Below are 22442 nucleotides of genomic sequence, written 5' to 3' on the forward strand. Positions count from 1 at the left end.
CGGCGGCTCTGGTTCCACCCTTCGCCAGCTTCAAGCCGCAATCGCCGCGCAACGGGAGATGCGGTAATGGCCGATGACCTTAAGGATCTGCTGATGCTGGTTTATGATGCGGGCGCCGAAAATGTGCCCGCATCGGAGATCGCTTGGCGTCAGGATCAGATGCCGATTTTGATGCGGGCCTTGAACATGGGATATGTTCGCTATCGCGAACGCGCCGGCACGAAGCATTTCTACCTGACCAGGGCGGGATACTCTGCGATCGGCATCGAGCCGCTGAGCTATTCCCCGTCGGCAATTCTGAGCGGCTGGTTCCGCCGCGTGTTCGGCTGACGCATTGCGGCCGGGAATAGGGCGGCGGTTCCGGCCTAATCGCTGTTTTTCTCCAGTTTTGCAAAGCGTTTGATCGCCCGGTCGCGTTTAAGCCGCGACAGTTTTTGCAGCCAGAAGACGCCGTCGAGTTGGTCGATCTCGTGCTGAAGGCAGATGGACAACAAGCCGTCGGCGTCGTCTTCCTTCACCTCGCCACGTAACGTCTGATAGCGCACGCGCACCTGGCTCGGCCGGATAACGTCTTCGGTTACTCCCGGCATCGAGACGCTGCCCTCCGCATGCGCTGTGGTTTCAGTCGATGACCATGTGATTTCCGGGTTGACGTAGATTTTTGTGCCGGACGGAGCATCGAGCTCGATGACGGCCAAGCGTTGCAGCAAGCCGATATGCGGCGCGGTGATGCCGATGCCGGGCGCTGCGCGCATGGTGTCGAGCAGGTCTGCCGCCAGCGCCGCAAGCGCCGCGTCGAATTGCACCACGGCACCGGCAGGCATGGAGAGCCGGGGATCTGGAAAACGCAGGATCGGTCGTCGGGACAAGGGTTGCCTCCATCGCTTTTCAATCCGCCAGAGCTAAACATTTCGCATGATTTTGCAACAGCTTGCGCAAAAACGGCGATACGATCAGAGTAGTAGCGTATCGGGTTGTGGACCTCACGGGTTTGTTCAGCTAGCAGGATTGGGCGGTTCGGATATTCAAGCGGGCTGCGTCCACCGGTCGATGACATTGCCTTCCTGCTCCCGTCCGGTTTCACGCCAGCGTCTTGGATGGCTGCAATTCTTTTGAGGGCAGGCACATGAGCAGTACCGGCGACCAGGACAGAGACCGCAATTCCCCCGACGCCGATATGTATGACGGCTCGGATATCTACGCCGAAGACGGTTCGGTGCGCTCCGACTATCTGATGCATGTCGGTGCTGCCATTGCCGATCGCGATCTTCTCTACCTGCGCCAGCACGTTGCGCGCCTGCACGCATCCGAAATGGGCGACCTCCTGGAGGCGATACAGCAGGATCAGCGCCGGGCGCTGGTTTCGCTGCTCGGCGATGATTTCGATCTGTCGTCGCTGACCGAGGTCGATGAGGCGATCCGTCTCGATATCGTCGAACACCTGCCCAACGAGCAGATCGCCGCGGCGCTCGGAGAGATGGATTCCGACGACGCCGTCTACATTCTGGAGGACCTCGACCAGGAGGACCAGGAAGAGATCCTGTCGAAACTGCCGTTTACCGAGCGGGTGCGGCTGAGGCGGTCTCTCGATTATCCCGAAAGCACGGCCGGTCGCCGGATGCAGACGGAGTTCGTCGCGGTGCCGCCATTCTGGACGGTCGGCCAGACCATCGACTACATGCGCGAGGACGAAAACCTTCCCGAGAGTTTTACCCAGATCTTCGTCATCGATCCGACCTTCAAGTTGCTCGGCGCGCTCGATCTCGACCGCGTGCTGCGCACCAAGCGCTCGGTCAAGATCGAGACGATCATGCGCGAGACCAACCATCCGGTGCCGGCCGAGATGGACCAGGAAGAGGCGGCGCAGCTGTTCGAACAATATGACCTTCTGTCAGCCGCCGTGGTCGATGAGAACAACCGCCTGGTCGGCGTGCTGACCATCGACGATGTCGTCGACGTTATCCAGGAGGAGGCCGAAGAAGACTTGATGCGGCTTGGCGGTGTCGGCGACGAAGAGCTGTCCGATTCGATCGGCAGCACGTCGCGCTCGCGCGTGCCATGGCTTCTGGTTAATCTCTTCACGGCATTTCTCGCCGCTTCGGTCATCGGCTTGTTTGAGGCGACAATCCAGCAGATCGTTGCGCTTGCCGTACTGATGCCGATCGTTGCCGGCATGGGCGGCAATGCCGGCTCGCAGACGATGACTGTCACCGTGCGCGCGCTTGCCACCCGCGATCTCGATATTCACAATGCCTGGCGCATCGTTCGCCGTGAGGCCGGTGTCGGCCTGTTGAACGGGCTGTTGTTCGGCGTGCTGATCGGTGTCGTCGCCGGTGCTTGGTTCCAGGATTACAATATCGGCGGCATCATCGCGGCTGCGATGCTGATCAACATGATTGCTGCGGCGCTTGCCGGCATCATGATCCCGCTGCTGCTTGACCGGTTTGGCGCCGATCCAGCTGTTTCTTCGGCGGTTTTCGTCACGACGGTCACGGATGTCACCGGATTTTTCGCGTTTCTGGGGCTTGCCACCTGGTGGTTTCGCGTCACCTGACGATCTGGCAAAGTTTGACTTTTACGTCAAAGTCAATCAAGCTGCCTTTTGACATCGTTGCAGCCTGATATCTGGCCTTGCACCGGTGCGACACTTCAACCGCAGTGGCACTATCAGGCGTATGTCGCCCGATTTTCGCGATTGCGGCGCAAGGCGAGGCAGGCGTGAACAAGTATTATACCATTACGGAGCTGACGCGGGAATTCGGAGTTTCGACCCGCACTCTGCGCTTCTATGAGGACGAGGGACTTATCCACCCGGAGCGGCGCGGCAGGACACGATTGTTCCGCTCGGCGGACCGCCGCCTGATCATGGAAATCCTGCGCGGCCGCCGTATCGGTTTCACCATCGCCGAAATCCGCGAAATCATCCAGGTCTACCGGGATCCGCCGGGCGAGGCCGGTCAGTTGCGCCTGCTCATGAAGCGTGTCGAAGAGAAGCGCGACGAACTCAACCAGAAGCGCAAGGACATCGAAGAAACGCTGGAAGAACTCGGCAATGTCGAGGAGGCCTGCCTGACCCGTCTGGCCGAAATCGGCGTCGGCACCTGATCATCTGGGGCTCTTGCTGGTTCGAGTGTAAAACCAGCTAAACCGAACGCAGCCGCCCACCGGCGCAGTCTTGTGCGTCACAGCACGTTCACGGCTGCATGCCATATCGCCTTCGTTACAGAAATCGGAGGCTTTCATGTCAGACCGCCAGAAAACCCGCGCCCGGCCGAACCCACGCCGCGCGTTTTCTTCATCCTACGGTGAAATTCTTGCCGAGGGTGTCAATCGCCGCACGGTGCTCAAAGGCCTTTTCGGATTCGCCGCCATCGCCGCTGTCGGTCATGGCTTCTCGGCACAGCCTGTGCAGGCCGCAAGTCAATCAACATTGACGTTCAAGGAATTGCAGCGGGTCCGCGATACCGCCGATCATTGGCCGGAAGGTTACGGCCGCCAGATTCTTGCCCGCTGGGGTGATGCGCTGTTTCCCGATAGCCCTTCATTCGACATTGCCAGTCTCGACGGCAAGGCGGCGGAGCGCCAGTTCGGCTATAACAACGATTTCACGCAGTTCCTGCCGCTGCCGCAGGGATCGCCATCGTCGGACCACGGCCTGATGGTCGTCAGTCACGAATATGCCTCGCCATTCCTGATGTTTCCGGGGCTGACAGATGAGAACTATGGCGAAAAACTGACCGACAACCAGATCCGCGCCTTGATGGGCTGTCTCGGGATCAGCGTCTTTGAGGTGGCAAAGACCGGCAGGGACTGGAAGATCGTTCTCGACAGCAAACACAATCGCCGTATCCATATGGGCACGGAGATGGACATATCCGGCCCGGCTGCCGGCGACGACCGCCTGAAGACCAAGGCCGACCCGACCGGCAAAAAAGTCTTCGGCACGATCTCCAACTGCAATGGCGGCATCACGCCCTGGGGCACCATGCTTTCCGGCGAAGAGGGCGCGATGGACGTCTTTGCCGGCGATTACAAGACGCTGCCCAATCAGGAACTGGTGGAGCGGCAGGGCTGGGACGAAGACGAGAACGACATCTACGCGGTCAGTCGCGTCGATCCGCGCTTCAAGTTCGAGGAAGAGCCGAACGAGTGGATGCGGTTCGACTGGGTGGTCGAGATAGACCCATTCGATCCGGAGGCAAAGCCGGTGAAGCGGACGTCGCTCGGCCGCATGACCCATGAGGGTGCGCAGGTGACCGTGGCGCCGGACGGCCGCGTCGCGGTGTTCATGGGCGATGACGACGATTTCGAATATCTCTACCGCTTCGTCACCCGCGATCCCTGGAACCCGGCAGACCGGGCAGCCAACAAGGATTTGCTCGACAATGGAACCCTGTCCGTCGCCAAATTCGCAAGCGACGGAACCATGGTCTGGTTGCCGCTGGTGGCAGGACAGGGGCCTCTGACGGCGGAGGCAGGTTTTGCCACGCAGGCAGATGTCGTGCTCAATACCCGCGCCGCTGCCGATCTGGTAGGTGCGACGCCGATGGATGCGCCCGAAGGCTTCGTGCCGCATCATGGTACGGGAAAGCTCTACGTGGCGATGACCGAAAACGAGGACCGGCTGGCCGCTGGCAAGGGCGGCGAGCGTGAAACCGTCAATATCGCCAATCCGCGCGGACCAAATCCGCATGGACACCTGCTCGAACTCGTTCCGCCGGGTGCGCCGGACAAGCCGGACCATGCCGCCGACACGTTCACATGGGATGTCTTCGTGCTCTGTGGCGATCCGGCCAAGCCCGAGGATGAGGCAATGTTCAATCCTGCGACGACAGCGTCGGGCTGGTTCACCGATCCCGACAATCTCGGCGTCGATCCGGCTGGACGGCTTTGGGTCACCACCGATGGGCCGCCGCCGGAGGGCATCGCCGATTCGCTGTATGTTATGGACACCGAGGGACCGGGCAGGGCGTTGCCAAAACTATTCTACATCGCCCCGGTCGGCTCAGAGTGCTGTTCGCCGACCTTCACGCCGGATGGCACGGCTGTCTTCGTCTCCATCCAGCATCCGGGTGAACTGCGATTGGCCGACAATGAAGATGCAACGACGATCGCCGACGCCGGGACCGCCTGGCCGGATTTTGCCGATGGCATGCCGGCGCGCCCGTCTCTGATCGTCATCACGCGCGACGACAAGGGTGTTGTTGGTAACTGAAGCCGTAACGTATCGAGGCCGGTGGGTTCAGATCCACCGGCTGGTGGTGCGGCAATAGCGTTCGAATTCGAAGCCGAAGCGCGACAGGAGATGCCGCTCTTCGTTGCGGACGGCAAACAGCGTCATGATCGCAACGGCAGCACTGGCCATGATGAAGAACCAGGGATTGAGCGTGACCAGGCCGAAGCCGACCATCATCAAGGTATAGCCGAGATAGATCGGGTTGCGGGTGAAATGGAATGGTCCGCAGGTGACCAGATGCGACGAACAGCGATGCGGCATCACCGCCGTGCGCCGTTCGATCAATGTCTTCACCGCCCAGACATCCAGGCAGATGGCCAGGATGATCAACAGCGAGCCCGACAGCCAGGGCACCCATCCATGACCGTGCATGACCGCGATCGGCAATGTCCGCCCCAAGCCGACCGCCCCCGCAAACGCCGCCATATAGAGAAATGGAGGCCAGGGGTAGGTCAGCGGCTTGGCGCGATAGGCGTTCATATCCTATTCCTTGGGTTGTGACTCCATGGTGCATTGCCCGGCGATTCGCGCAATGCGCTCATCCGTCTTGACGTCGATTTTGCCTTCGTTCAGCGGCTCGAAGAGGTTCTCTTCCATCAGCTTGTCCAGGGTGCAGCCGCAGAAGGTGGTGCAGAGCGCCGCGTTTTCCTGCAGGCTGCAGGAGGCCACGCAATTGTTTCGATAAGTCTCGACCGGATCGGGCTTGGCCGCCGGGAAAACCAGGGAATAGGCAAAGACAAGCGCAAACAACAGCGGCTGGTGCACGAGGTAGATGATCAGGCTGTGACGGCCGCCGGCAGTCAGGATCGTTTTCCAACGTGCGCTGCCATCGGAACGCAGTTTTTCAAACCACCCGAAGCGGAGCGCAATGCGGGCGCTGGCGATACCAACAAGGAACGGTGCCAGCCAGGGAAGCAGCGGCACGTAATCGTTGGAGCGCGGCAGGGTTTCCGACAGTCCGACCCACCAGAGTGCCGGCGTGTCGAAAATGGCCGAGCGCAGGTAGAATGGCGCCGCAAATGCCGCAGCGGCGGCGAAAAGCGTCAGGATTGCGGGCAGGCGCAGGAAGAGGAGACCGATCAGGCTTGCCGCGGCAATCGAATGCAGGATGCCGAAGAAGATGAAGCTGTCGGGAAAGGCAAACCAGGTCGCGACAGTGATGACCAGCGCGGCTGCGGCGATCTTGGCAAAGCGGATGGCGAAGGGCCGGGGCTTGAAGACCGGATAATGGCCAAGCACAAGGCCGATGCCTGCCAGAAACAGGAAACTGCTGGCGATCATCCGTGCGTAGATCTTGAAACCGCCGGTGCCGACCGTTCCCGGATCGAGATAGCCGAAATATTCGAGATCCCAGGAGAAGTGATAGGTCGCCATGGCGATCAGCGCAAATCCGCGCAGCGCATCGATCGCCCAGATGCGGCCACGCCGTTCTGTGGCGACCGGCGGTGCCGTCCCGGTGTCGGTTTCGGTGACTGCGTTGGGTATCGACATGGCTCTATCTTTTCGACTGGCGGGATCATAACGCGGCGAGCTTGCGTCAGGCGCAACGCGTAGCCGGGGCTTTCCGCCCAAGACTTTCAGGGGTTTGTGTCGTCAAGAAGGGCTTCGCGCGCTTCCGAATAGAATTGCCGGCGGGTCAGCACGAAAATGACGAAGACCGTCAATGCGATGAAGACATAGGGGCTGATGAACCAGCCGAGATAGCCGATCGACAGGAAGACGCTGCGCAGGCCGGCATTGAAATGCTTGGCAGCAAGAATGTTCATCCTGGCGGCCCGTCCGGCGGCCCGTTCTGCGCCTTCGCGATCCTGCATGATGTCCGACATCATCGGAATGCCGCCGACGAGAATGGAGCAATAATTGAACAGGCGGTAGGACCAGGCGAATTTGAAGAAGGCGTAGGCGAACAGGCAGGCAAGGCCGCCGACCTTCAATTCGAACGCCGTGCGCCCGCCATGGAAGACGTAGGGCAGGTCGCTCATGATCGCCTGGACCTGGTCGGTGGCGCCCAGAAGCGCAAAGCAGCCGCCCAGCGCAAAGATCGTCGTCGAGGCGAAGAAAGCGGTTCCCGCCTGCAGTCCGGCGACGATCTGCGTGTCGATCATCTTCAGGTCGCGGTTGAGGGAATTCAGAAGCCAGCGCCGGCGGTTCTCCATCATCAGGCGCGTCAAGGAGATGCGCTTGAGTTGCACCTTGCCGTCCGTGGCCCAGTTGTAACCGGTCCACAGCAGCGCAAAGACCGCCAATGCGATATAGTCTGTCAGTGTCATGCCTCGTTTTTGGCATGCTTTGCCGAAATTGCAAGGTATCGCGAAAGTTTACCCCGCCCCTTGAAATCGACGCTCGGGCATGGCGACTTATCAACGAGGAATCGTGCTACAGCCACCCGGCAGCCCGCCCGTGTCGCACGCATGCGAGTGGACGTCGGTTGATCGCCTGATGGCCAGCGCAGTATGGCCTAGTTTCGATGCAATGATCGTGGTCCGGCAATCTTGTCCGGTCCAGCAGTCCCGGGGCGGAGTTCGCATGTTTCTTTCGGTTTTTGATGTCTTCAAGATTGGTATCGGCCCCTCCAGTTCGCACACGATGGGCCCGATGTCGGCGGCGAACCGCTTTCTCGACCTGATCCTGTCGAGCGACTGGCCGCGCGCCGTCAATGCCACCGTCACCTCGATCAAGTCGAGCCTGCACGGTTCGCTGGCCTTTACCGGCATCGGCCATGGAACGGGCAGGGCGGTGATCCTCGGTCTGATGGGCGAGCGCCCGGACCGTGTCGATCCCGACCGGATGGATCCGATCATCGACGAAGTCGAGCGCACCGGGCGCATCACCCCTGCCGGGCATCCTGCGTACGAATTCCAGCCAAAGACCGATCTTGTCTTCGACAAGAAGGTGCCGCTGCCCGGTCATGCCAATGGCATGTCTTTTTCCGCCTTCGACAAGGACGGACGTTTGCTGTTGAAGCGGGTCTATTATTCGATTGGCGGCGGCTTCGTCGTTACCGATACGGAACTTGAAGCGATGAAGGCGAGCAAGACCAAGCCCGGCGGCGTCAAGGTTCCCTATCCTTTCTCAACCGCAAAGCAGATGCTCGATATGGCACGGCATTCCGGCCTGTCGATCGCCCAGATGAAGCGTGCGAACGAGGAATGTTCGATGTCCACGGAGGATCTGGACGAAGGCCTCGACCGCATCTGGGCCGCGATGAAAAGCTGTATCGACCGTGGACTGACCGGTTCCGGAATCTTGCCCGGTGGCCTGAAAGTGCGCCGCCGCGCCGGCATGATCCATGACAAGCTGCAGGACGAGTGGCGCTCCAACAAGATCAACCCCCTGCTCGCCAACGACTGGCTGAGTGTCTACGCCATGGCGGTGAACGAGGAAAATGCCGCCGGCGGCCGCGTCGTCACTTCGCCGACCAATGGCGCCGCCGGCGTCGTTCCGGCGACGATCCGCTACTACCTGCATTTTCATGAGGACGCCGATCATCACGGCATTCGCGACTATCTGCTGACGGCGGCTGCGATTGGCGGCATCATCAAGTTCAATGCCTCGATCTCCGGTGCCGAAGTCGGCTGCCAGGGCGAGGTCGGCTCGGCGTCTGCCATGGCGGCGGCCGGGCTTGCCGCCGTCATGGGTGGAACGCCGGAGCAGATCGAGAATGCGGCCGAAATCGCGCTGGAACATCATCTTGGCATGACCTGCGACCCGATCGCCGGTCTCGTCCAGGTTCCGTGCATCGAGCGCAACGCGTTGGGGGCGGTCAAGGCCGTTACGGCAGCCTCGCTGGCGCTCAAAGGCGACGGTCAGCATTTCGTGCCGCTCGACGCCTGCATCGAGACGATGCGTCAGACTGGTGTCGATATGCACGATAAATACAAGGAAACGTCGACGGGTGGCCTTGCCGTCAACGTTGTCGAGTGCTGACGGGCACCGATCTGTGGAACGGTCGAGAACAAGCTTGACCGGCACCGCTTTGCGGGTGTTCAACTCCGGCCATGGCCTTGCATCTCATCAAGCTCTGCGTCGGCGCAGAATCGATTGACGATCTTCGCGAATGGGTGTCGCGTAAGGCACTGACGGCCGTTGCCGCCGGTCTTGAACCCCATTCCTACCATACGACGCGCATGGTGCCGAAGCGTGTCGAGGAACTGCTGGACGGCGGATCACTCTATTGGGTGATCAAGGGGCAGGTGCAAGCGCGCCAGCGGCTGACCGGCATCGAAACCTTCACCGACGGCGAGGGGATCGGCCGCTGCAACCTGATCCTCGGCCCGGAAGTCATCGAAACCACCTATCAGCCGCGCCGGGCGTTTCAGGGCTGGCGCTATCTTCAGGACAATGAAGCGCCGCGCGATCTGTCGGCATTGGGCGCTGGAACGGCGGACATGCCGCTCGACCTGCGCCGCGAACTGGCCGAACTCGGCCTCCTCTGAAAGCTGAGATCAAAATGCAAAAAGCCCGGCAGAACCGGGCTTTGATCGTTTTCTATGACGTTGTTACCGGATCCGCAGCCGGATCGGATAGCGGCCGGATGGCGACGTCACATGCACATGGATTTGTGCGTCCGGCTGTGTCGAGCGCCATGCCCGTGCCCCATGCGTCAAAAGCAGCGTCACCAGATCCTTGGTCTTCGACCGGGGGCGGCTGCCGAGTTCGGCGATCCGCATGGCGGCTTCATGCAAGGGGTGCAGGCCGGACCGCGGTGACTTCCGCTTCTTGTCCGGTGCGGGCGTCATGCCCGATCCATTCTCATTCATTCCCATAACTAACCTCGTTACGCAAAACCAAATCCGAGGAGGATCAGCGGTAAACACAACACGCCGCTGATCGAAACTTGTGTGCTGTTGTTACTGCAGGCTGGCCCAGCAGGCGAAGCCCTTGCTTTTCAACGCCTTGCAGGCGGATAGAGCCTTGTTCTGATCGGAGAAACCGCCGAAGCGCGCCCGGTAGAGATGGCCGTCTCCGCTGGCGAAAGCCACCGTGAAGGGGGTTGCGCCGCGCAGCACCTTGCCGCCCTTGTCCTTGGCGTTTTCAAGCAATGTCATCGCCTGGCCCTTGTCCGGCGTCGCACCGATCTGGATCACCCAGCCGGCCGGCGCATTGTCGGCGACCGCAGCCGTTTCGGTTGCCTGCTTGGCAACGGAATTGGTGATCTGATTATCGACATCGGCAGCGGGGACCGCCTTGGCAAGCTTGCGGCTCTGCGCTTCCAGCGTATTCGGCATGATTTTCTGGCTCACCAGTGGATTGGTGCTGGCCTTGACCGGTGCTGCGTAGGCAACTTCGATGCTCTTCGTGGTTTCGCCGCTGTAGCGGAAATCCGGCACCGGGCCATTGTTCGGCAGATTGAAGCTTCCGCCGGTGGCGGCAACGACGGTTTCGGCCTGCTCCGTTTCGGCAGGCTGGGTCACAGCCTGCGCCTGCATGGTGGGTGCATCGGCAGTTTCGGCAACGAGGTTGCCACCGCCACGGCGCGAGGCGGCCGGCATGTACTTGGCGACGAGGGCGCGCATCTGTGCGTCGCGGGCGCCACCGGACTTGCCGCCCAGAACGACACCGACGATGCTGCGGCCGTCTGCTTGGGCCGAGGTTACCAGATTGAAGCCGGCAGCCCGGGTGTAACCGGTCTTGATGCCGTCAACGCCGCGCACATTGCCAAGCAGGCGGTTGTGGTTGCCGATCGTCTGCTTGCCGAAGCGAAAGCTGCGGGTGGAGAAATAGGAATAGTATTGCGGGAAATGCTGGCGAAGCGCCATGCCGAGCCGGGCCTGATCGCGCGCCGTCGTCATCTGCGCGTCGTTCGGCAGGCCGTTGGCGTTGCGATAGGTGGTGCGGGTCATGCCGAGCGCACGGGCCTTGTTGGTCATGATGCGGGCAAAGCGGTCTTCGGAGCCGCCAAGCAACTCGCCGAGTGCGGTTGACGCGTCATTGGCAGAGCGCGTTACCAGAGCAAGGATCGCCTGTTCCACGGTGATCGCATTGCCGGAACGCACGCCAAGTTTGGATGGCGGTTCAGCCGATGCATTCTTGGAGAACGGAACGGGCGTGTTCTTGTTGATCTTGCCGGCTTCGAGTGCCTCGAAGGTCAAATACAGCGTCATCATCTTGGTCAGCGACGCCGGATAGCGCAGACTGTCGGCATTTTCGCTATACAAAACCTTGCCGGTCTTCGCATCGACCACGATACCCGCATATTGCGCGGCAAAGGCGACGGGAATTGCCGTGAACGTGGCGGCCAGCGATACCAGAAGTACCCGGCATGCCTTCCTGAAAAATAGCACGGGGGAATATGGAGCGGAGCCGTTGAATATGGATTTGGACACTACACTACTCTTCATTCTATTTTCACAGATGCCGTCCGGGGTGGCCTCCAGAAACGACTGTTCTCGAAACTCTATCGGGATAGCGTTACCAATCGGTTTATGATGAATGATTGGTTTCTGCTGTCTGACGTCTTCTTTGCATTTTGGTACAGCCGGTCCACGGTCGTTGCGTTCGGCAAATCAGGCTCATGACCGGGGGGCTGACGGATATTCAAGGGACCAGTCTTTGGTTCAGGAATGTTGTGATGGCGGTGTCGATGGCGTGCCATTGTGGCAGCAATTGGCTGGAAAAACGGTAAAGCACAACAAGATCGCGGCCGATGTGAATATCGCGCTGGCAATCGGCGCTGCTCGACAGGGCAGGTGTTGCCGGCATCATGCAGCGCACGGCGTAAGGCGTATCGCCATCCCGGTTCGCGGTGAAGAAGACTTCCTGGCCGTAGCCGGAGTTCTGTTTCATCTCGTGACGCACCAGCCCCGCGGGACCGGGCAGCATTTTACCGCTGAAGAGGTGCTGGTAGATCGGCTCGATCCGCCCCGACATGTCGCGTGACATCGTGCTCTGGGAAATATCGAGGAAAAGCAGCGATTGCGGCTTGTTGACATCGTTGAAAAGAGCGCGCGTCCCGTCGGTATATCCCTGCAGCCCAGGCCACGTCAGGTAGAGATCGACACGGTCGGCGCGGCCGGTCACGCGCTGTTGTTCGAAACGGATGAAATTGGAGGAAATCCGCAGATGGTCCTGCCCGATGAGGATATCGGTGGGCTCCGTGCTGGTCGTGTGCCCGGCCAGCGCCAGGCTTTCTCCATACCAGCGGCCCGCAAGGCTGATCGTTGCCGTCAAGGCTGCCAGTCCAACGACGGCAGCCGTCAGCATGGAGACGAAGCGTGTGGAGATCAGCGGAGCGTGATCGTCATGGCCGGCGGCTGCGGAGTTGGCTGTCATGGAGGGTTCGCGGTCTTACTGTCGTTACAGGCGGTATCGTCGCCCGGCTGGCTTGCGCCGGTATGAAACATGGGAGGTGGCACGGAACTTGCGGAGTGAAGAAGCATCGTAACGCTGGCGCAACATGGTTAATTTTCAATGAATGCAGCGGCGTTCTTCGTTCTGCTTGTTGCCGGTTTCGGCACTTCTTTCCTCGTGCCGGATATCAGCCGCGTCACGGCGCGGCCTTGGCCGATGGGTGAAGGGACAATGGCCGACCGGTGGAGTTTTCCGCTGTCAGCCGAAGTCGCCATTGCCGGTATGATCGCTTTCGGCCCGGCCTATCGTTACGGCCGTCGTCGCCAAAAGTGTCCGGTTATTTCTAACAGGTGGTCCCTTGCGCTTCGGGCAATAGAAAAAGGCCGGTTCCGGGGACAGCGGAACCGGCCAGCAGGGCCTTGGTCTGGGACGGGGATGGGGACTGACCGAAGCCCTTTTTACGCGCAGCCCGGGCATCCTGAGCCGGGCTGCGAATGTCTGGCATGCGGCCGCCTTACTGGCTGACGCTACCGACAGCCACGGTGCGGCCGTCCTGAAGCTTTACCCAGCGGCCGGAATTCTGTTCCGACTGGCGCTTGAGATAGGTGTATTCGGTCTCAGACCACAGCAGCACTTTGTTGCGCATGTTGTCGAGCACGAAGTCGCCGCGATCGGTCCGCACGGTGAGCACGGCATGGCCTTCGCCATTCGGCTGCAGGACAACAGTGATCAAAAGGTCTGAGGGCGAGAATCCGGCCTGCATCAGGCGCTTGCGTTTCAGGAGTACGTAATCTTCGCAATCGCCAACCTTGTCCGGATAGGCCCAATACTCTTCGACGCCGTAGATTTCCTTGTCGGTCAGCGGCGTCACGGATTCGTTGACGTCGTAGTTGACCGCGAGAATTTTCTTCCACCCTTCGCGGGTCAGGGCCAGAGGTCCGTCGCTGCCAGGGTTGGCGCGGCATTCCTGCGGTTGGCTCCGGCAGAACTCGTAGTGTCCGACTGGCGGATTGGTGGCGCCGCCGGTGATCATGTTGGCGGGCAGGGCAAAAGCCGACTGTGCCGCTGCCGCAGAAAGAAACGCGCCGATGAGGCTGGCCTTCAGGAATGATGTCGTTGTCATGCTTGTCTCCCCGTTCTGGAGTGACAATGACACCGAGTTTTTTATTGCTCGCGAAAATTGGAAGTAAAATAAAGTACAAAACAAATTGAAATAAGTAGAAAATTCAAATTAAACTTGAATAAATATCGAGATGTATTTGATTCAAACTTATATAAAATTTGAGGAATTCCCATATTGGCTCAGTGCCGTTAAGCCGGGCGAAACCATCTATCTCGCGGGGAACATGTTGGTTTCAGGAGTAAACCAAGTTCTGCGCTGGACGATAGCGGCGGCGACGTGGGATAACCACGCATGCCGAAAGGGAGAGGCAACCCAGCCGTTTGCACTTCATTTACCAAAGCAGTTGCCGATCTATGCTGAAAAATGCTGGGAAATCGGCAAAAAATATTCTCTATTTCGGCACGAGAAATTGCGGCTGGATCGTGTTTTCGCCAAAACGGCACTGATCTGGGCTAGAATTTGTATCATATTGGGTCGCATCAACAGCAGGGCGGGGCTGGCTATCCGGAATGTTGACCGGGAACGCAAAAAACGGGAGACAGGTGCCGTGACGAAAAATGCCCTTTCGGATGTCTACAGAGCCTATATCGCCTGTCTGAACATGCAGGATTGGCCCAACCTGGGGCGGTTCGTTGGGGATGAGGCTTGCCATAATGGCCGGCGGATCGGCTTGGCAGGTTATCGCAGCATGCTCGAATGTGACTATCGCGACATTCCGGACCTGCAGTTCAATATTCAGCTGCTGATCTCGGATCCGCCTTTCATCGCGAGCCGGTTGGTGTTTGACTGCACGCCGGTAGGGACGTTCCTGGGGCTCCCCGTCAACGGCAGGAGAATCTCCTTCACCGAGAACGTGTTCTACCAGTTCCAAGGCGGCAAGATTGCCAATGTCTGGTCGGTTATCGACAAGACGGCGATCGAGGCCCAACTCTAACCAGTGCGTGCGCCGTTGCCGGCGTCGGTGTCCTTGGATAGAATTGTTCTGCAGCCACAGACCCAAGTCGAGGCATTAAAACCATGACGCCATCGGAAAATATCGACGCGCTGATTGACGGTCTCACCGATTGGCGCGGCGCGACACTCGCCAGCCTGCGCAAGGCCATTCTCGAAGCTGATCCGGACATTATCGAGGAATGGAAGTGGATGGGAAGCCCGGTCTGGTCTTGCGCCGGCAACATGGTGGTCGGCAACGCCCATAAGGAGAAAGTGAAGCTGACCTTTTCCCACGGCGCCAGCCTTCCGGATCCGGACAATCTGTTCAACAACGGTTTCGCAGGAAAGGTCTGGCGGTCGATCGATGTTTTCGAGGGTGATACGATCGATCCGCGTGCTCTGACTGAGCTCATTCGTTCGGCTGTGGCATACAATCGGAACAAGAAGGAGAAGAAGGCGAACGCTGCTCCGCGTCCGAAGGCGCAAAAGACCACGCAGGTCTGACGCTACCGCTTCATCCTGTGCCGTCTGTTGCTCGGGAATTGATAGTGTGCACGGCGCATCGCGGGTTTTTCCAGCGAAAGCGCGGCGAACCTAAAGAAATTCGCGAAGAGCCTCACGCGACTGAATTCCGAGGAATTCGATCGCCACGCCTTCCTGGAAATGACGCACGACGCGGCCCTTCATGCTGCCGAGCAGAATGGCGGTGCCGAGTGGAAGCCTAGTTTCCATATCGACGGCGGCCCCTGACAGGGACAGGTCGATGATCCGGCAGACATATTTGCTGCCGTCTTCCAGGGTGATATCGGTGCGGGTCTTGCGCGGCGCCAAACGGTCGTGGCGCCGGTCCTCGGGCAGTCCCAGTTCGTGCTTGTTGGCAATCCAGGTCAGCTGCGCCGCGAGCTTTTCGCGCTTGCGGTCGGTGGCGTTGATCTGGATGACGAAAGCATTCTCGGCAAGACGCGACACCGTGCCTTCCAGGCGGCCGACATGATCGACATAGGCGATGATGCGTTCACCGGCCCGCGGCCGGGCATCGCAGGTGAACAGCACGTCACCTGGCGACATGTCGATGGCGGTGCATTCGAATTCGTCGTGGTTGGCAAGCATGAGGCGGCCAGTCAGGTTCACCGAGACACGCTGGAAAGCGCCTTCGTTGTGCTGCTTGGGGCCGGCCGTCTGCGATTGCTGAAACGAATACATGACCACACTTGTGCGATGTCCATCCAAGCCACAGCTTTACCTTCTTCCAGTTAACAGAAGGTTTTTTTGTATGCCTGCATTCGAGCCGTATTAATCCCTGCGGCCGCCCTCGAATACCCGGAGATGAAGCACCCGGCGGATGGCGCTTGCGATGCCGTGATCGGTCATCGGTTGGCGGCCCGGCAGCGGGCGGGAGGCGGGCAGGGTCTTTTCCGGCCGGTCCTGCTGAAACAGGTTGGTCTTGGCGATATCGAGGACGCGAATGCCGCCAAGATCGAGATAATTGACAGGCGTGGCCTCCAGCCAAAGCGGCCTCGACAGCGGCACCAAGGCCCCGATGATCCGGTCCACGGCTCCATCCGGTGACCGCAACGGCAAAAGGATGATTTCGGTCGGCAGACGGTCGGCGGTGCCGGCAAGGGATAATGCCGAGAGAACGACCGGCGTTTTCTGTGCCATCACGTCATTAGCGATGCCGGCAAGACGGCCGGTTTGGTCGGCAAGCCACAGCGCATCGAATGTCGAGCCACGCAGTTCGCGCGCAAACAGCGCACAGATGCGTGTGCCGGCAAGCCGGAAGCGGATATCGCCACGCGGTGTTTTTTCCAGGATGAAGAGATCCGGCAGGATGTTGCGAATATGACCAGGTTCGATCTGGCTGCGGGCCGGCACCTCGCGATGCCCGCGCAACTCGTCCCAATAGGCGTAGATCTCTATGGCGGTCTTGCTGCGCATGCTCTCATTCCATTCGACACATGTTTGTGCCGCTTTGGCACATCAGGGGACAAAAACACGCCCGTAGGGATGACACTGCGATTTCCGTGCCAGCTCGATATTAAGGTTAATGTTTGGTTTAGATTGAAAGCGACCGGCTCTGATGGCATGACAGGACATCACTTCACGAAGGGTTGCCTTCGGCACACTGACTTAGGGCTCGGGGTTTTTGGGGGCTCACCGGCCGTTCAGTTTTTGACTGGACGGCCTTTTTTTCGCCGGAACATCTGGGTTCGAACTTGCAAATCCTGTTGATTTGATTTCCGCCCGCAAGCTATGCGAACAAGTGCCGCGCATCTCGCCGCTTTTGACGGGACCGTGAATCGTATAGAGCGAGACATGTGAGCCCGGTTGAGGATGAACCGGCGGAAGGAATCGTGAGCAGCATGACAGACCAAACCGACGGTGCGACGCCGCCGCAGGGCGCTGAAGCCGACAATGCAGTGCGGGTCAGCGAACCGGCCTTCAACCTGCCGTCAGGTCTTGTCGCCATGCTGGCGCTGCTGGTGGCCATCCATGTTGTGCGCACCTATTTGCTGTCGGCTGCGGTTGACAGCGAAGTGATCTTGAACTTCGCGTTCTGGCCTGCCCGGTATGATCACCCTCTGGCGGATCAGAATTTTGCCTGGCTCTGGAGCCCCCTGACGTATTCCCTGCTGCACGGCTCCTGGGAGCACCTGATCTTCAACGGATTCTGGATGGTGGCGTTCGGCGCCCCGGTTATTCGCCGGATCGGACCGTTGCGCTTTCTGCTTTTCTGGTGCCTTTCGGCTGTCGCCGCCGTCGCGCTGCATGTGGCTTTCCATTGGGGCGAAACCATCTTTGTCGTTGGCGCCTCCGGAGTGGTCGCCGGCCTGATGGGCGCCGCAGCGCGGTTCGTCTTTTCTCCCAGCGGCCGCATCAGCCGCCAGTTTGCCCATCTCAACCGCCGCTTGACCGTCGGCGAGGCGTTGTCGAACCGTTCGGTCGTGGTTTTTACCGGTATCTGGTTCCTGACCAATTTCCTGATTGGCCTCGGCGTCTTTGCCTTTGGCGGGGCGGGGGGCATTGCCTGGGAAGCGCATATTGGCGGCTTCCTGTTCGGCTTTCTGCTTTTTGGCCTTTTCGATCCGCGCCATTGAGCTTTTTAAACCGTCGCCGCCTTTCGAAAGATTGACGATGTCACCGACAACGCTTGATTTTCGCCGGTCTGTAGCGCACCATTCACCTCCGAAGGTGCTGAATCGAGCGGAGTTCGGTTTGGTGCCAATGGGCAGATAACGCGACAGGAATGATGTCTGTCTTGCGAATTGGTCCATAACCGCAGCGCGAGGAGCGCCCATGCGGTTCGCCAATATCCCGGTCAGATGCAGGTCGCTGAAACGGGAGGGTTTGAATGTCTGTTAAGGCAATATTGAACGAAAAAGGCCGTCAGGTGGTGACGGTCGATCCGCAGGCAAAAGTGCGCCAGGCGGTCGCCTTGCTGAGTGAAAATCGTATCGGTGCCGTCATCATCGTCAAGCCGGGCGACAAGATCGCCGGCATTTTGACGGAACGCGACGTCGTTGCCGCCATGGCCAAGTTCGGTGCCGACTGCCTCGACAAGACCGTGTCCGCCGTCATGTGGTCGAAGGTGCATAGCTGCACCGAGGACATGAGCATCGACGACATCATGGAGATCATGAACAACATGCGCGCCCGCCACCTTCCGGTGGAAAAGAACGGCCGCCTTGTCGGCATCGTCTCGATCGGCGATGCCGTGCGCCATCATATCCGGGCGATCGAGCACGAGGCCGCGCAGATCAAGGCCTATATCGCTGGCTGATCTGACCATGGCTGATAAAAATGCCGCGCTGCTTAACGGCCGCGCGGCAGACGCCAGCGTTGACGCCGGTGTTATCGCAGCATCACATCCTGAAGCCGCTGCAATTCGCTGAGCTTGGATTTGGTTTCGTAATAGCCGCGATCGATCGCCTCTCCGGCACGGTGAAACTCCGACAGGCCGATATCGTTGAGCTTGGGATGCAGGGCCAGATCCGGCGGGTCACCGGCAAGGCGCGCCCGCGATATACGATCCTGGATGATGTTGAAGGCCTGGACCATGACGCTGGTCATGCCCAGCCGTCCTGCCTGGCCTTCCGGGTGCTTGTGCCTCGGCCGCTGCTCGGCCGCATGGCTTCCCGCATTGTGCTTGATGACAGCGGAGCGGCCGTAAAGATCATAGTTTAGGTTGACGGCAACGACCAGCTGTTGCTCGTAGGCGCGACAGACCGATACCGGGACCGGATTGACCAGCGCGCCGTCCATCAAGGTGCGATTGTTGCATTTGACCGGCTCGAAGATGCCTGGCAGCGCATAGGACGCACGGATAGCCGTGATCAGCGAACCCTGACCGATCCAGACTTCATGGCCGGAATTGACCTCGGTCGCCACAGCCACGAACGTCCGGTCGAGGTCTTCGATCGACATGTCCTGCAGGTGTTCCTGCATGCGTTTCGTCAGCCGCAGCCCGCCGAACAGGCCGCCACCGCCGATGGCGAAATCAAGCAGGCCGGCAATGCGGCGCATGGTCAGAGAGCGGGCGAAGGTTTCAAGCTCGTCGAGCTTTCCAGCCAGATAACAGCCGCCAACCAGCGCCCCGATCGACGTTCCGGCGATCATGCCGACTTCGATACCTTCCTCGTCCAGCGCTTTCAACACGCCGATATGTGCCCAGCCGCGTGCAGCTCCGCCACCAAGCGCCAGCGCTATCTTGGATTTCGGCGGTTTGATTTGTTCGGACGGGGGAGGAGCCGCCAGAGCGTGGGAAGGTCCGCCCGGCACGGAGGCATCTGCGGTGATACCGCTACGATTGAATGTCCAGTTCAACATCCGGCACCTCCATGCCGCAGAACACACTGTTACAGGCCGTCACGTCTCGCATTACTGCTGTGCAAGCGCATGCCGTAAGAACTGACTCTACAGGATGGCGTTGCATGCCGGGTGTTCCCGGCGGAACGCATCCTCATTGTCAAGATTACGCTCCCAGTCTGGTTGCGAAATCGTGAATCCATCCAAAAAGCTGAGCAAAAAAGCATCAGATGATTAATTTTTGCCGTAGATCTCGTCAGGATGGAAATGAATTTCGGTATCAATGATATTGAGTGACGTGACACCATCCTTGGCGCCGACGACACGATAAAAGCATGAGCGCCGACCGGTATGGCAGGTTGCGTCGTGGCCAGACACACGGACTTTCAGCCACAGTGCATCCTGATCGCAGTCGGTGCGGATTTCTTCGACACTTTGCAGGTTACCGGACGTTTCGCCCTTTTTCCAGAGGCTCTTGCGCGAACGGCTATAATAGTGGGCGATGCCGGTCTTAATGGTCAGCGCCAAGGCCTCGGCGTTCATGTGCGCCACCATCAAAAGCGTGCCGTCGCCGGCATCGGTGACGACGGCGGTGATCAGCCCATTGGTGTCGAAACGGGGCGTGAAAGCGGAACCGGATTCCAGTTCCGCCTTGTCGGTGGACGGGCGGTCGAATTCAAGTGTCATCGGAAAGGCTCCGGTTGACGGAGCTTATTTGAAGCCCCGCAGCATGGTCATGAAGCGGGCCTGTTCGGCGGGCTCGGTCTTGAAGGCACCGGTAAAGGTGGTGGTCAAAGTCGTCGAGCCCTGCTTCTGGACGCCACGCATCGCCATGCACATATGTTCGGCCTCGATCATCACGGCAACGCCGCGCGGCTGCAGCGTGTCGTCGATCGCCTTGGCGATCTGCGCCGTCATGGTTTCCTGGGTCTGCAGGCGGCGGCCGAAAATATCGACGACGCGGGCGATCTTCGACAGGCCGAGCACCTTGCCGTCCGGCAGGTAAGCGACATGCGCCTTGCCGATGATCGGAACCATGTGATGTTCGCAATGCGAGAAGAAGTCGAGATTTCTGACCAGCACGATATCGTCGAAACCACCGACTTCCTCGAAGGTGCGGCCAAGAACCTCCTCGGCAGCAAGGTCATAGCCGGAAAACAGTTCCTTGTAGGACTTGGCGACACGGGCAGGGGTATCGAGAAGCCCTTCACGGGCCGGATCGTCACCAGCCCAGCGCAAGAGAACGCGAACGGCGTCCTCGGCTTCCTTCTGGCTCGGCCGGCCATCAGTCGTGGTCACAGCGGGAAAATTCTTGACTATGGCGTCCATAATGGCCTCTTGGCGTAACAAGCGTTACTTGACGTTTATCTTTTCGGACAACTCGCCATTGGCCATTGACCTGACGTTTTCAGGTCTGGTTTCCGTCGGCGGGCTCCGGGGCTTTCAGATTTGCAGAGGTTAAGGGCTCTGGATCATCCGGCACGGTTTCCCAAACAACAGGCAACTGTTCGCTCTTGCGAACCTGTCGCCCCCACACGACATACCATATAATATGCCGGGATACATGTGGAAGGGGCGCAGATGGAGACACTGTGTTTTTTTCTGAGATACGATAGAAAATCATGCGCGGATTACCTGAAAGCGCGCAAAATGCATCGGATCACGTCGAATGATGGATGAAATCTACAATAGTCGGATACTGGAATTTGCCGGCAATATCCCGAAAAGCGGCACGCTCACCCATCCCGACGCGGAGGCCAGCGCCCATTCCAAGCTCTGTGGCTCTAAGGTGAAGATCGGCCTGAAGATGGACGGCAACACGGTTATCGACTTTGCCCATGAGGTGAAAGCCTGCGCGCTCGGACAGGCGTCATCCTCGATCATGGCCCGCCATGTCGTCGGCGCCACATCCTCGGAAATCCGCCAGGCGCGCGAAGACATGCTGGCGATGCTGAAGGCGGACGGCGAGGGGCCATCCGGCCGTTTCGCAGACATGCGCTTCCTCAAACCCGTCAGGGATTACAAGGCCCGACACGCCTCGACCATGCTGACCTTCGATGCCGTCGTCGATGCGATCGGCCAGATCGAAGCCGCGCGCCTGGTCAAGGCTGCCGGCTGAAATGTGCGGCGAACCGGGATGTCAGGGCCATGAGACCGGGGACGTCAGACGGCCCTATTCGGGCCGCAACTATGCGGGGCCATTTCGAAAGACACCCGGACGTTTGTTCGGCATGGCCTTCATCCGGCTGTACCAGCTGACGCTGTCCGGCTTCATCGGCAATTCCTGCCGCCACATCCCCACCTGTTCGGAATACGGCTACGAGGCCATCGCCCGCCACGGTTTTTGGCCGGGCGGCTGGATGGTGTTGTTCCGTTTCCTGCGTTGCGGCCCCGGCGGCACGGGCGGGCTCGACCCGGTGCCGGAAAGTCTCGCGCCGTCGAAGCATTGGTATACGCCATGGCGCTACTGGCGGCCGGGTAAGGCGCAGGCATGACGGTCTATGTCGCTCTTCTCCATAGCATCGTGCTGGGCACTGGGCGCCGTGTGGTAATGTCGGAGCTTCGGGCGATGGCCGAAGGGCTCGGCTTTCGCAACACCCGTACGCTTGTATCGACCGGAAACCTGGTCTTCGAGACCGCCAGCGAACCGGTCGCGGTGATCGAGGCGCGGCTCGAGGAAGGGTTTTGCCGGCATTTCGGAAAACATGTCGATATCATCGTCCGGGGCGCCGGTGATTGGAAACGGCTTGCCTGCCAAAATCCGTTTCCCGAAAGCGACGACAGCGTCGTCGTCGTGCGCGTCATGCGCCAGCCGCTCACCACCACACATCTTGAAAAACTCGAAAAGATTGCCCCGCCGGAACTGCGCCTTGCCCTGATTGACGGCGATCTCTGGATCGATTTCGGCGGAAAGCCGAGCGAAACGAAGCTTCTATCCCATCTGACGGCGAAGAAGCTGGGCGTGGGTACGCTGCGCAACGCCAACACCGTCAACGGACTTAACGCGATGCTCGATGCGATGTCGGACGCAAAACGCGACTGACATCGGCAAGG

General features: G+C 59.7%; 26 protein-coding genes. 13 read left to right on the forward strand and 13 right to left on the reverse strand.

The window, feature by feature from the left end; genetic code table 11:
* The first annotated feature begins 66 nt into the window (after positions 1–66).
* Positions 67–330, forward strand: a complete 264-nt coding sequence (locus ACP7E6_RS12675) for a hypothetical protein (protein ID WP_426230089.1) — start codon at positions 67–69, stop codon at positions 328–330.
* A 35-nt stretch (positions 331–365) separates the two neighbouring features.
* Here ACP7E6_RS12675 and ACP7E6_RS12680 read toward each other — a convergent pair whose 3' ends face one another.
* Positions 366–869 carry a peptide deformylase gene (locus tag ACP7E6_RS12680; protein WP_426230090.1) on the reverse strand — a complete coding sequence of 168 codons (504 nt, stop codon included), beginning with the start codon at positions 867–869 and terminating at the stop codon, positions 366–368.
* 257 nt (positions 870–1126) lie between these two features.
* Here ACP7E6_RS12680 and mgtE point away from each other — a divergent pair, with 257 nt between their 5' ends.
* The 3 genes from mgtE to ACP7E6_RS12695 all read left to right on the forward strand — a co-directional run bounded on the left by mgtE (position 1127) and on the right by ACP7E6_RS12695 (position 5215).
* Positions 1127–2554 (forward strand): magnesium transporter, encoded by a 1428-nt coding sequence (gene mgtE, locus ACP7E6_RS12685; RefSeq protein ID WP_426230091.1) that lies wholly within the window; start codon positions 1127–1129, stop codon positions 2552–2554.
* 164 nt (positions 2555–2718) lie between these two features.
* Entirely contained in the window at positions 2719–3105 is a 387-nt protein-coding gene (locus tag ACP7E6_RS12690) for a MerR family transcriptional regulator (protein WP_060638414.1), read from the forward strand.
* Between the two features lie 136 nt (positions 3106–3241).
* Positions 3242–5215 carry a PhoX family protein gene (locus tag ACP7E6_RS12695; protein ID WP_426230092.1) on the forward strand — a complete coding sequence of 658 codons (1974 nt, stop codon included), beginning with the start codon at positions 3242–3244 and terminating at the stop codon, positions 5213–5215.
* Positions 5216–5242: 27 nt separating this feature from the next.
* Here ACP7E6_RS12695 and ACP7E6_RS12700 read toward each other — a convergent pair whose 3' ends face one another.
* From ACP7E6_RS12700 to ACP7E6_RS12710, 3 genes are all read right to left on the reverse strand, one after another.
* Complete coding sequence (locus ACP7E6_RS12700; RefSeq protein WP_426230093.1) at positions 5243–5716, reverse strand: methyltransferase family protein; 474 nt, start codon at positions 5714–5716, stop codon at positions 5243–5245.
* Between the two features lie 3 nt (positions 5717–5719).
* On the reverse strand, positions 5720–6727 hold the full coding sequence (locus ACP7E6_RS12705; protein ID WP_426230094.1) for a heparan-alpha-glucosaminide N-acetyltransferase: 1008 nt from the start codon (positions 6725–6727) through the stop codon (positions 5720–5722).
* An 86-nt stretch (positions 6728–6813) separates the two neighbouring features.
* A complete protein-coding gene (locus ACP7E6_RS12710) occupies positions 6814–7506 on the reverse strand; it encodes a DUF599 domain-containing protein (protein WP_426230095.1) in 693 nt (230 codons plus the stop codon).
* 256 nt (positions 7507–7762) lie between these two features.
* Between ACP7E6_RS12710 and ACP7E6_RS12715 the strand changes: the two genes are divergently transcribed.
* Entirely contained in the window at positions 7763–9163 is a 1401-nt protein-coding gene (locus tag ACP7E6_RS12715; protein ID WP_426230096.1) for an L-serine ammonia-lyase, read from the forward strand.
* Positions 9164–9234: 71 nt separating this feature from the next.
* Positions 9235–9672 (forward strand): DUF1489 family protein, encoded by a 438-nt coding sequence (locus ACP7E6_RS12720; protein ID WP_426230097.1) that lies wholly within the window; start codon positions 9235–9237, stop codon positions 9670–9672.
* 63 nt (positions 9673–9735) lie between these two features.
* On the opposite strand, the gene ACP7E6_RS12725 is transcribed toward ACP7E6_RS12720, so the two are convergent.
* From ACP7E6_RS12725 to ACP7E6_RS12740, 4 genes are all read right to left on the reverse strand, one after another.
* Entirely contained in the window at positions 9736–10002 is a 267-nt protein-coding gene (locus ACP7E6_RS12725) for a hypothetical protein (RefSeq protein ID WP_060505114.1), read from the reverse strand.
* A gap of 84 nt (positions 10003–10086) precedes the next feature.
* The gene (locus ACP7E6_RS12730) at positions 10087–11577 is read right to left on the reverse strand and encodes a D-alanyl-D-alanine carboxypeptidase (RefSeq protein WP_426230098.1); all 1491 of its coding nucleotides are present in this window, start codon (positions 11575–11577) and stop codon (positions 10087–10089) included.
* A gap of 196 nt (positions 11578–11773) precedes the next feature.
* Positions 11774–12508 carry a hypothetical protein gene (locus ACP7E6_RS12735; protein WP_426230099.1) on the reverse strand — a complete coding sequence of 245 codons (735 nt, stop codon included), beginning with the start codon at positions 12506–12508 and terminating at the stop codon, positions 11774–11776.
* A 532-nt stretch (positions 12509–13040) separates the two neighbouring features.
* Positions 13041–13649: a transglutaminase-like cysteine peptidase gene (locus ACP7E6_RS12740; protein WP_426230100.1), complete on the reverse strand. Its 609-nt coding sequence runs from the start codon at positions 13647–13649 to the stop codon at positions 13041–13043.
* Positions 13650–14196: 547 nt separating this feature from the next.
* Between ACP7E6_RS12740 and ACP7E6_RS12745 the strand changes: the two genes are divergently transcribed.
* Both ACP7E6_RS12745 and ACP7E6_RS12750 read left to right on the forward strand, forming a co-directional pair.
* Positions 14197–14583 (forward strand): ester cyclase, encoded by a 387-nt coding sequence (locus ACP7E6_RS12745; protein ID WP_426230332.1) that lies wholly within the window; start codon positions 14197–14199, stop codon positions 14581–14583.
* Positions 14584–14666: 83 nt separating this feature from the next.
* Complete coding sequence (locus ACP7E6_RS12750; protein ID WP_426230101.1) at positions 14667–15086, forward strand: DUF1801 domain-containing protein; 420 nt, start codon at positions 14667–14669, stop codon at positions 15084–15086.
* Between the two features lie 90 nt (positions 15087–15176).
* Here the strand turns inward: ACP7E6_RS12750 and ACP7E6_RS12755 are convergent, their stop codons facing one another.
* A complete protein-coding gene (locus ACP7E6_RS12755) occupies positions 15177–15785 on the reverse strand; it encodes a PilZ domain-containing protein (protein ID WP_426230102.1) in 609 nt (202 codons plus the stop codon).
* A gap of 90 nt (positions 15786–15875) precedes the next feature.
* Positions 15876–16520, reverse strand: a complete 645-nt coding sequence (locus ACP7E6_RS12760) for a PAS domain-containing protein (protein WP_426230103.1) — start codon at positions 16518–16520, stop codon at positions 15876–15878.
* Between the two features lie 425 nt (positions 16521–16945).
* Here ACP7E6_RS12760 and ACP7E6_RS12765 point away from each other — a divergent pair, with 425 nt between their 5' ends.
* Together ACP7E6_RS12765 and ACP7E6_RS12770 are read left to right on the forward strand one after the other, a co-directional pair.
* On the forward strand, positions 16946–17680 hold the full coding sequence (locus ACP7E6_RS12765; RefSeq protein WP_426230104.1) for a rhomboid family intramembrane serine protease: 735 nt from the start codon (positions 16946–16948) through the stop codon (positions 17678–17680).
* Between the two features lie 254 nt (positions 17681–17934).
* On the forward strand, positions 17935–18363 hold the full coding sequence (locus ACP7E6_RS12770) for a CBS domain-containing protein (RefSeq protein ID WP_426230105.1): 429 nt from the start codon (positions 17935–17937) through the stop codon (positions 18361–18363).
* 71 nt (positions 18364–18434) lie between these two features.
* On the opposite strand, the gene ACP7E6_RS12775 is transcribed toward ACP7E6_RS12770, so the two are convergent.
* The 3 genes from ACP7E6_RS12775 to folE form a co-directional block, all read right to left on the reverse strand.
* Positions 18435–19409: a patatin-like phospholipase family protein gene (locus ACP7E6_RS12775; protein ID WP_426230106.1), complete on the reverse strand. Its 975-nt coding sequence runs from the start codon at positions 19407–19409 to the stop codon at positions 18435–18437.
* Positions 19410–19622: 213 nt separating this feature from the next.
* A complete protein-coding gene (hisI, locus tag ACP7E6_RS12780; protein WP_426230107.1) occupies positions 19623–20075 on the reverse strand; it encodes a phosphoribosyl-AMP cyclohydrolase in 453 nt (150 codons plus the stop codon).
* A gap of 24 nt (positions 20076–20099) precedes the next feature.
* Positions 20100–20717: a GTP cyclohydrolase I FolE gene (gene folE / locus ACP7E6_RS12785; RefSeq protein WP_426230108.1), complete on the reverse strand. Its 618-nt coding sequence runs from the start codon at positions 20715–20717 to the stop codon at positions 20100–20102.
* 340 nt (positions 20718–21057) lie between these two features.
* Between folE and ACP7E6_RS12790 the strand changes: the two genes are divergently transcribed.
* Genes ACP7E6_RS12790 through ACP7E6_RS12800 form a run of 3 tightly spaced genes read left to right on the forward strand, consistent with a single transcriptional unit; the run spans position 21058 to position 22431 of the window.
* Positions 21058–21507 (forward strand): iron-sulfur cluster assembly scaffold protein, encoded by a 450-nt coding sequence (locus tag ACP7E6_RS12790; RefSeq protein ID WP_426230109.1) that lies wholly within the window; start codon positions 21058–21060, stop codon positions 21505–21507.
* A gap of 1 nt (position 21508) precedes the next feature.
* Positions 21509–21883, forward strand: a complete 375-nt coding sequence (gene yidD, locus ACP7E6_RS12795; protein ID WP_426230110.1) for a membrane protein insertion efficiency factor YidD — start codon at positions 21509–21511, stop codon at positions 21881–21883.
* Positions 21880–22431, forward strand: a complete 552-nt coding sequence (locus ACP7E6_RS12800; protein WP_426230111.1) for a DUF1697 domain-containing protein — start codon at positions 21880–21882, stop codon at positions 22429–22431. Before yidD ends, ACP7E6_RS12800 begins: the two co-directional genes overlap by 4 nt.
* Positions 22432–22442: the final 11 nt, after the last annotated feature.

Origin of the sequence: Pararhizobium sp. DWP3-4 (assembly GCF_049898205.1) — a bacterium.
Lineage (GTDB): Bacteria > Pseudomonadota > Alphaproteobacteria > Rhizobiales > Rhizobiaceae > Pararhizobium.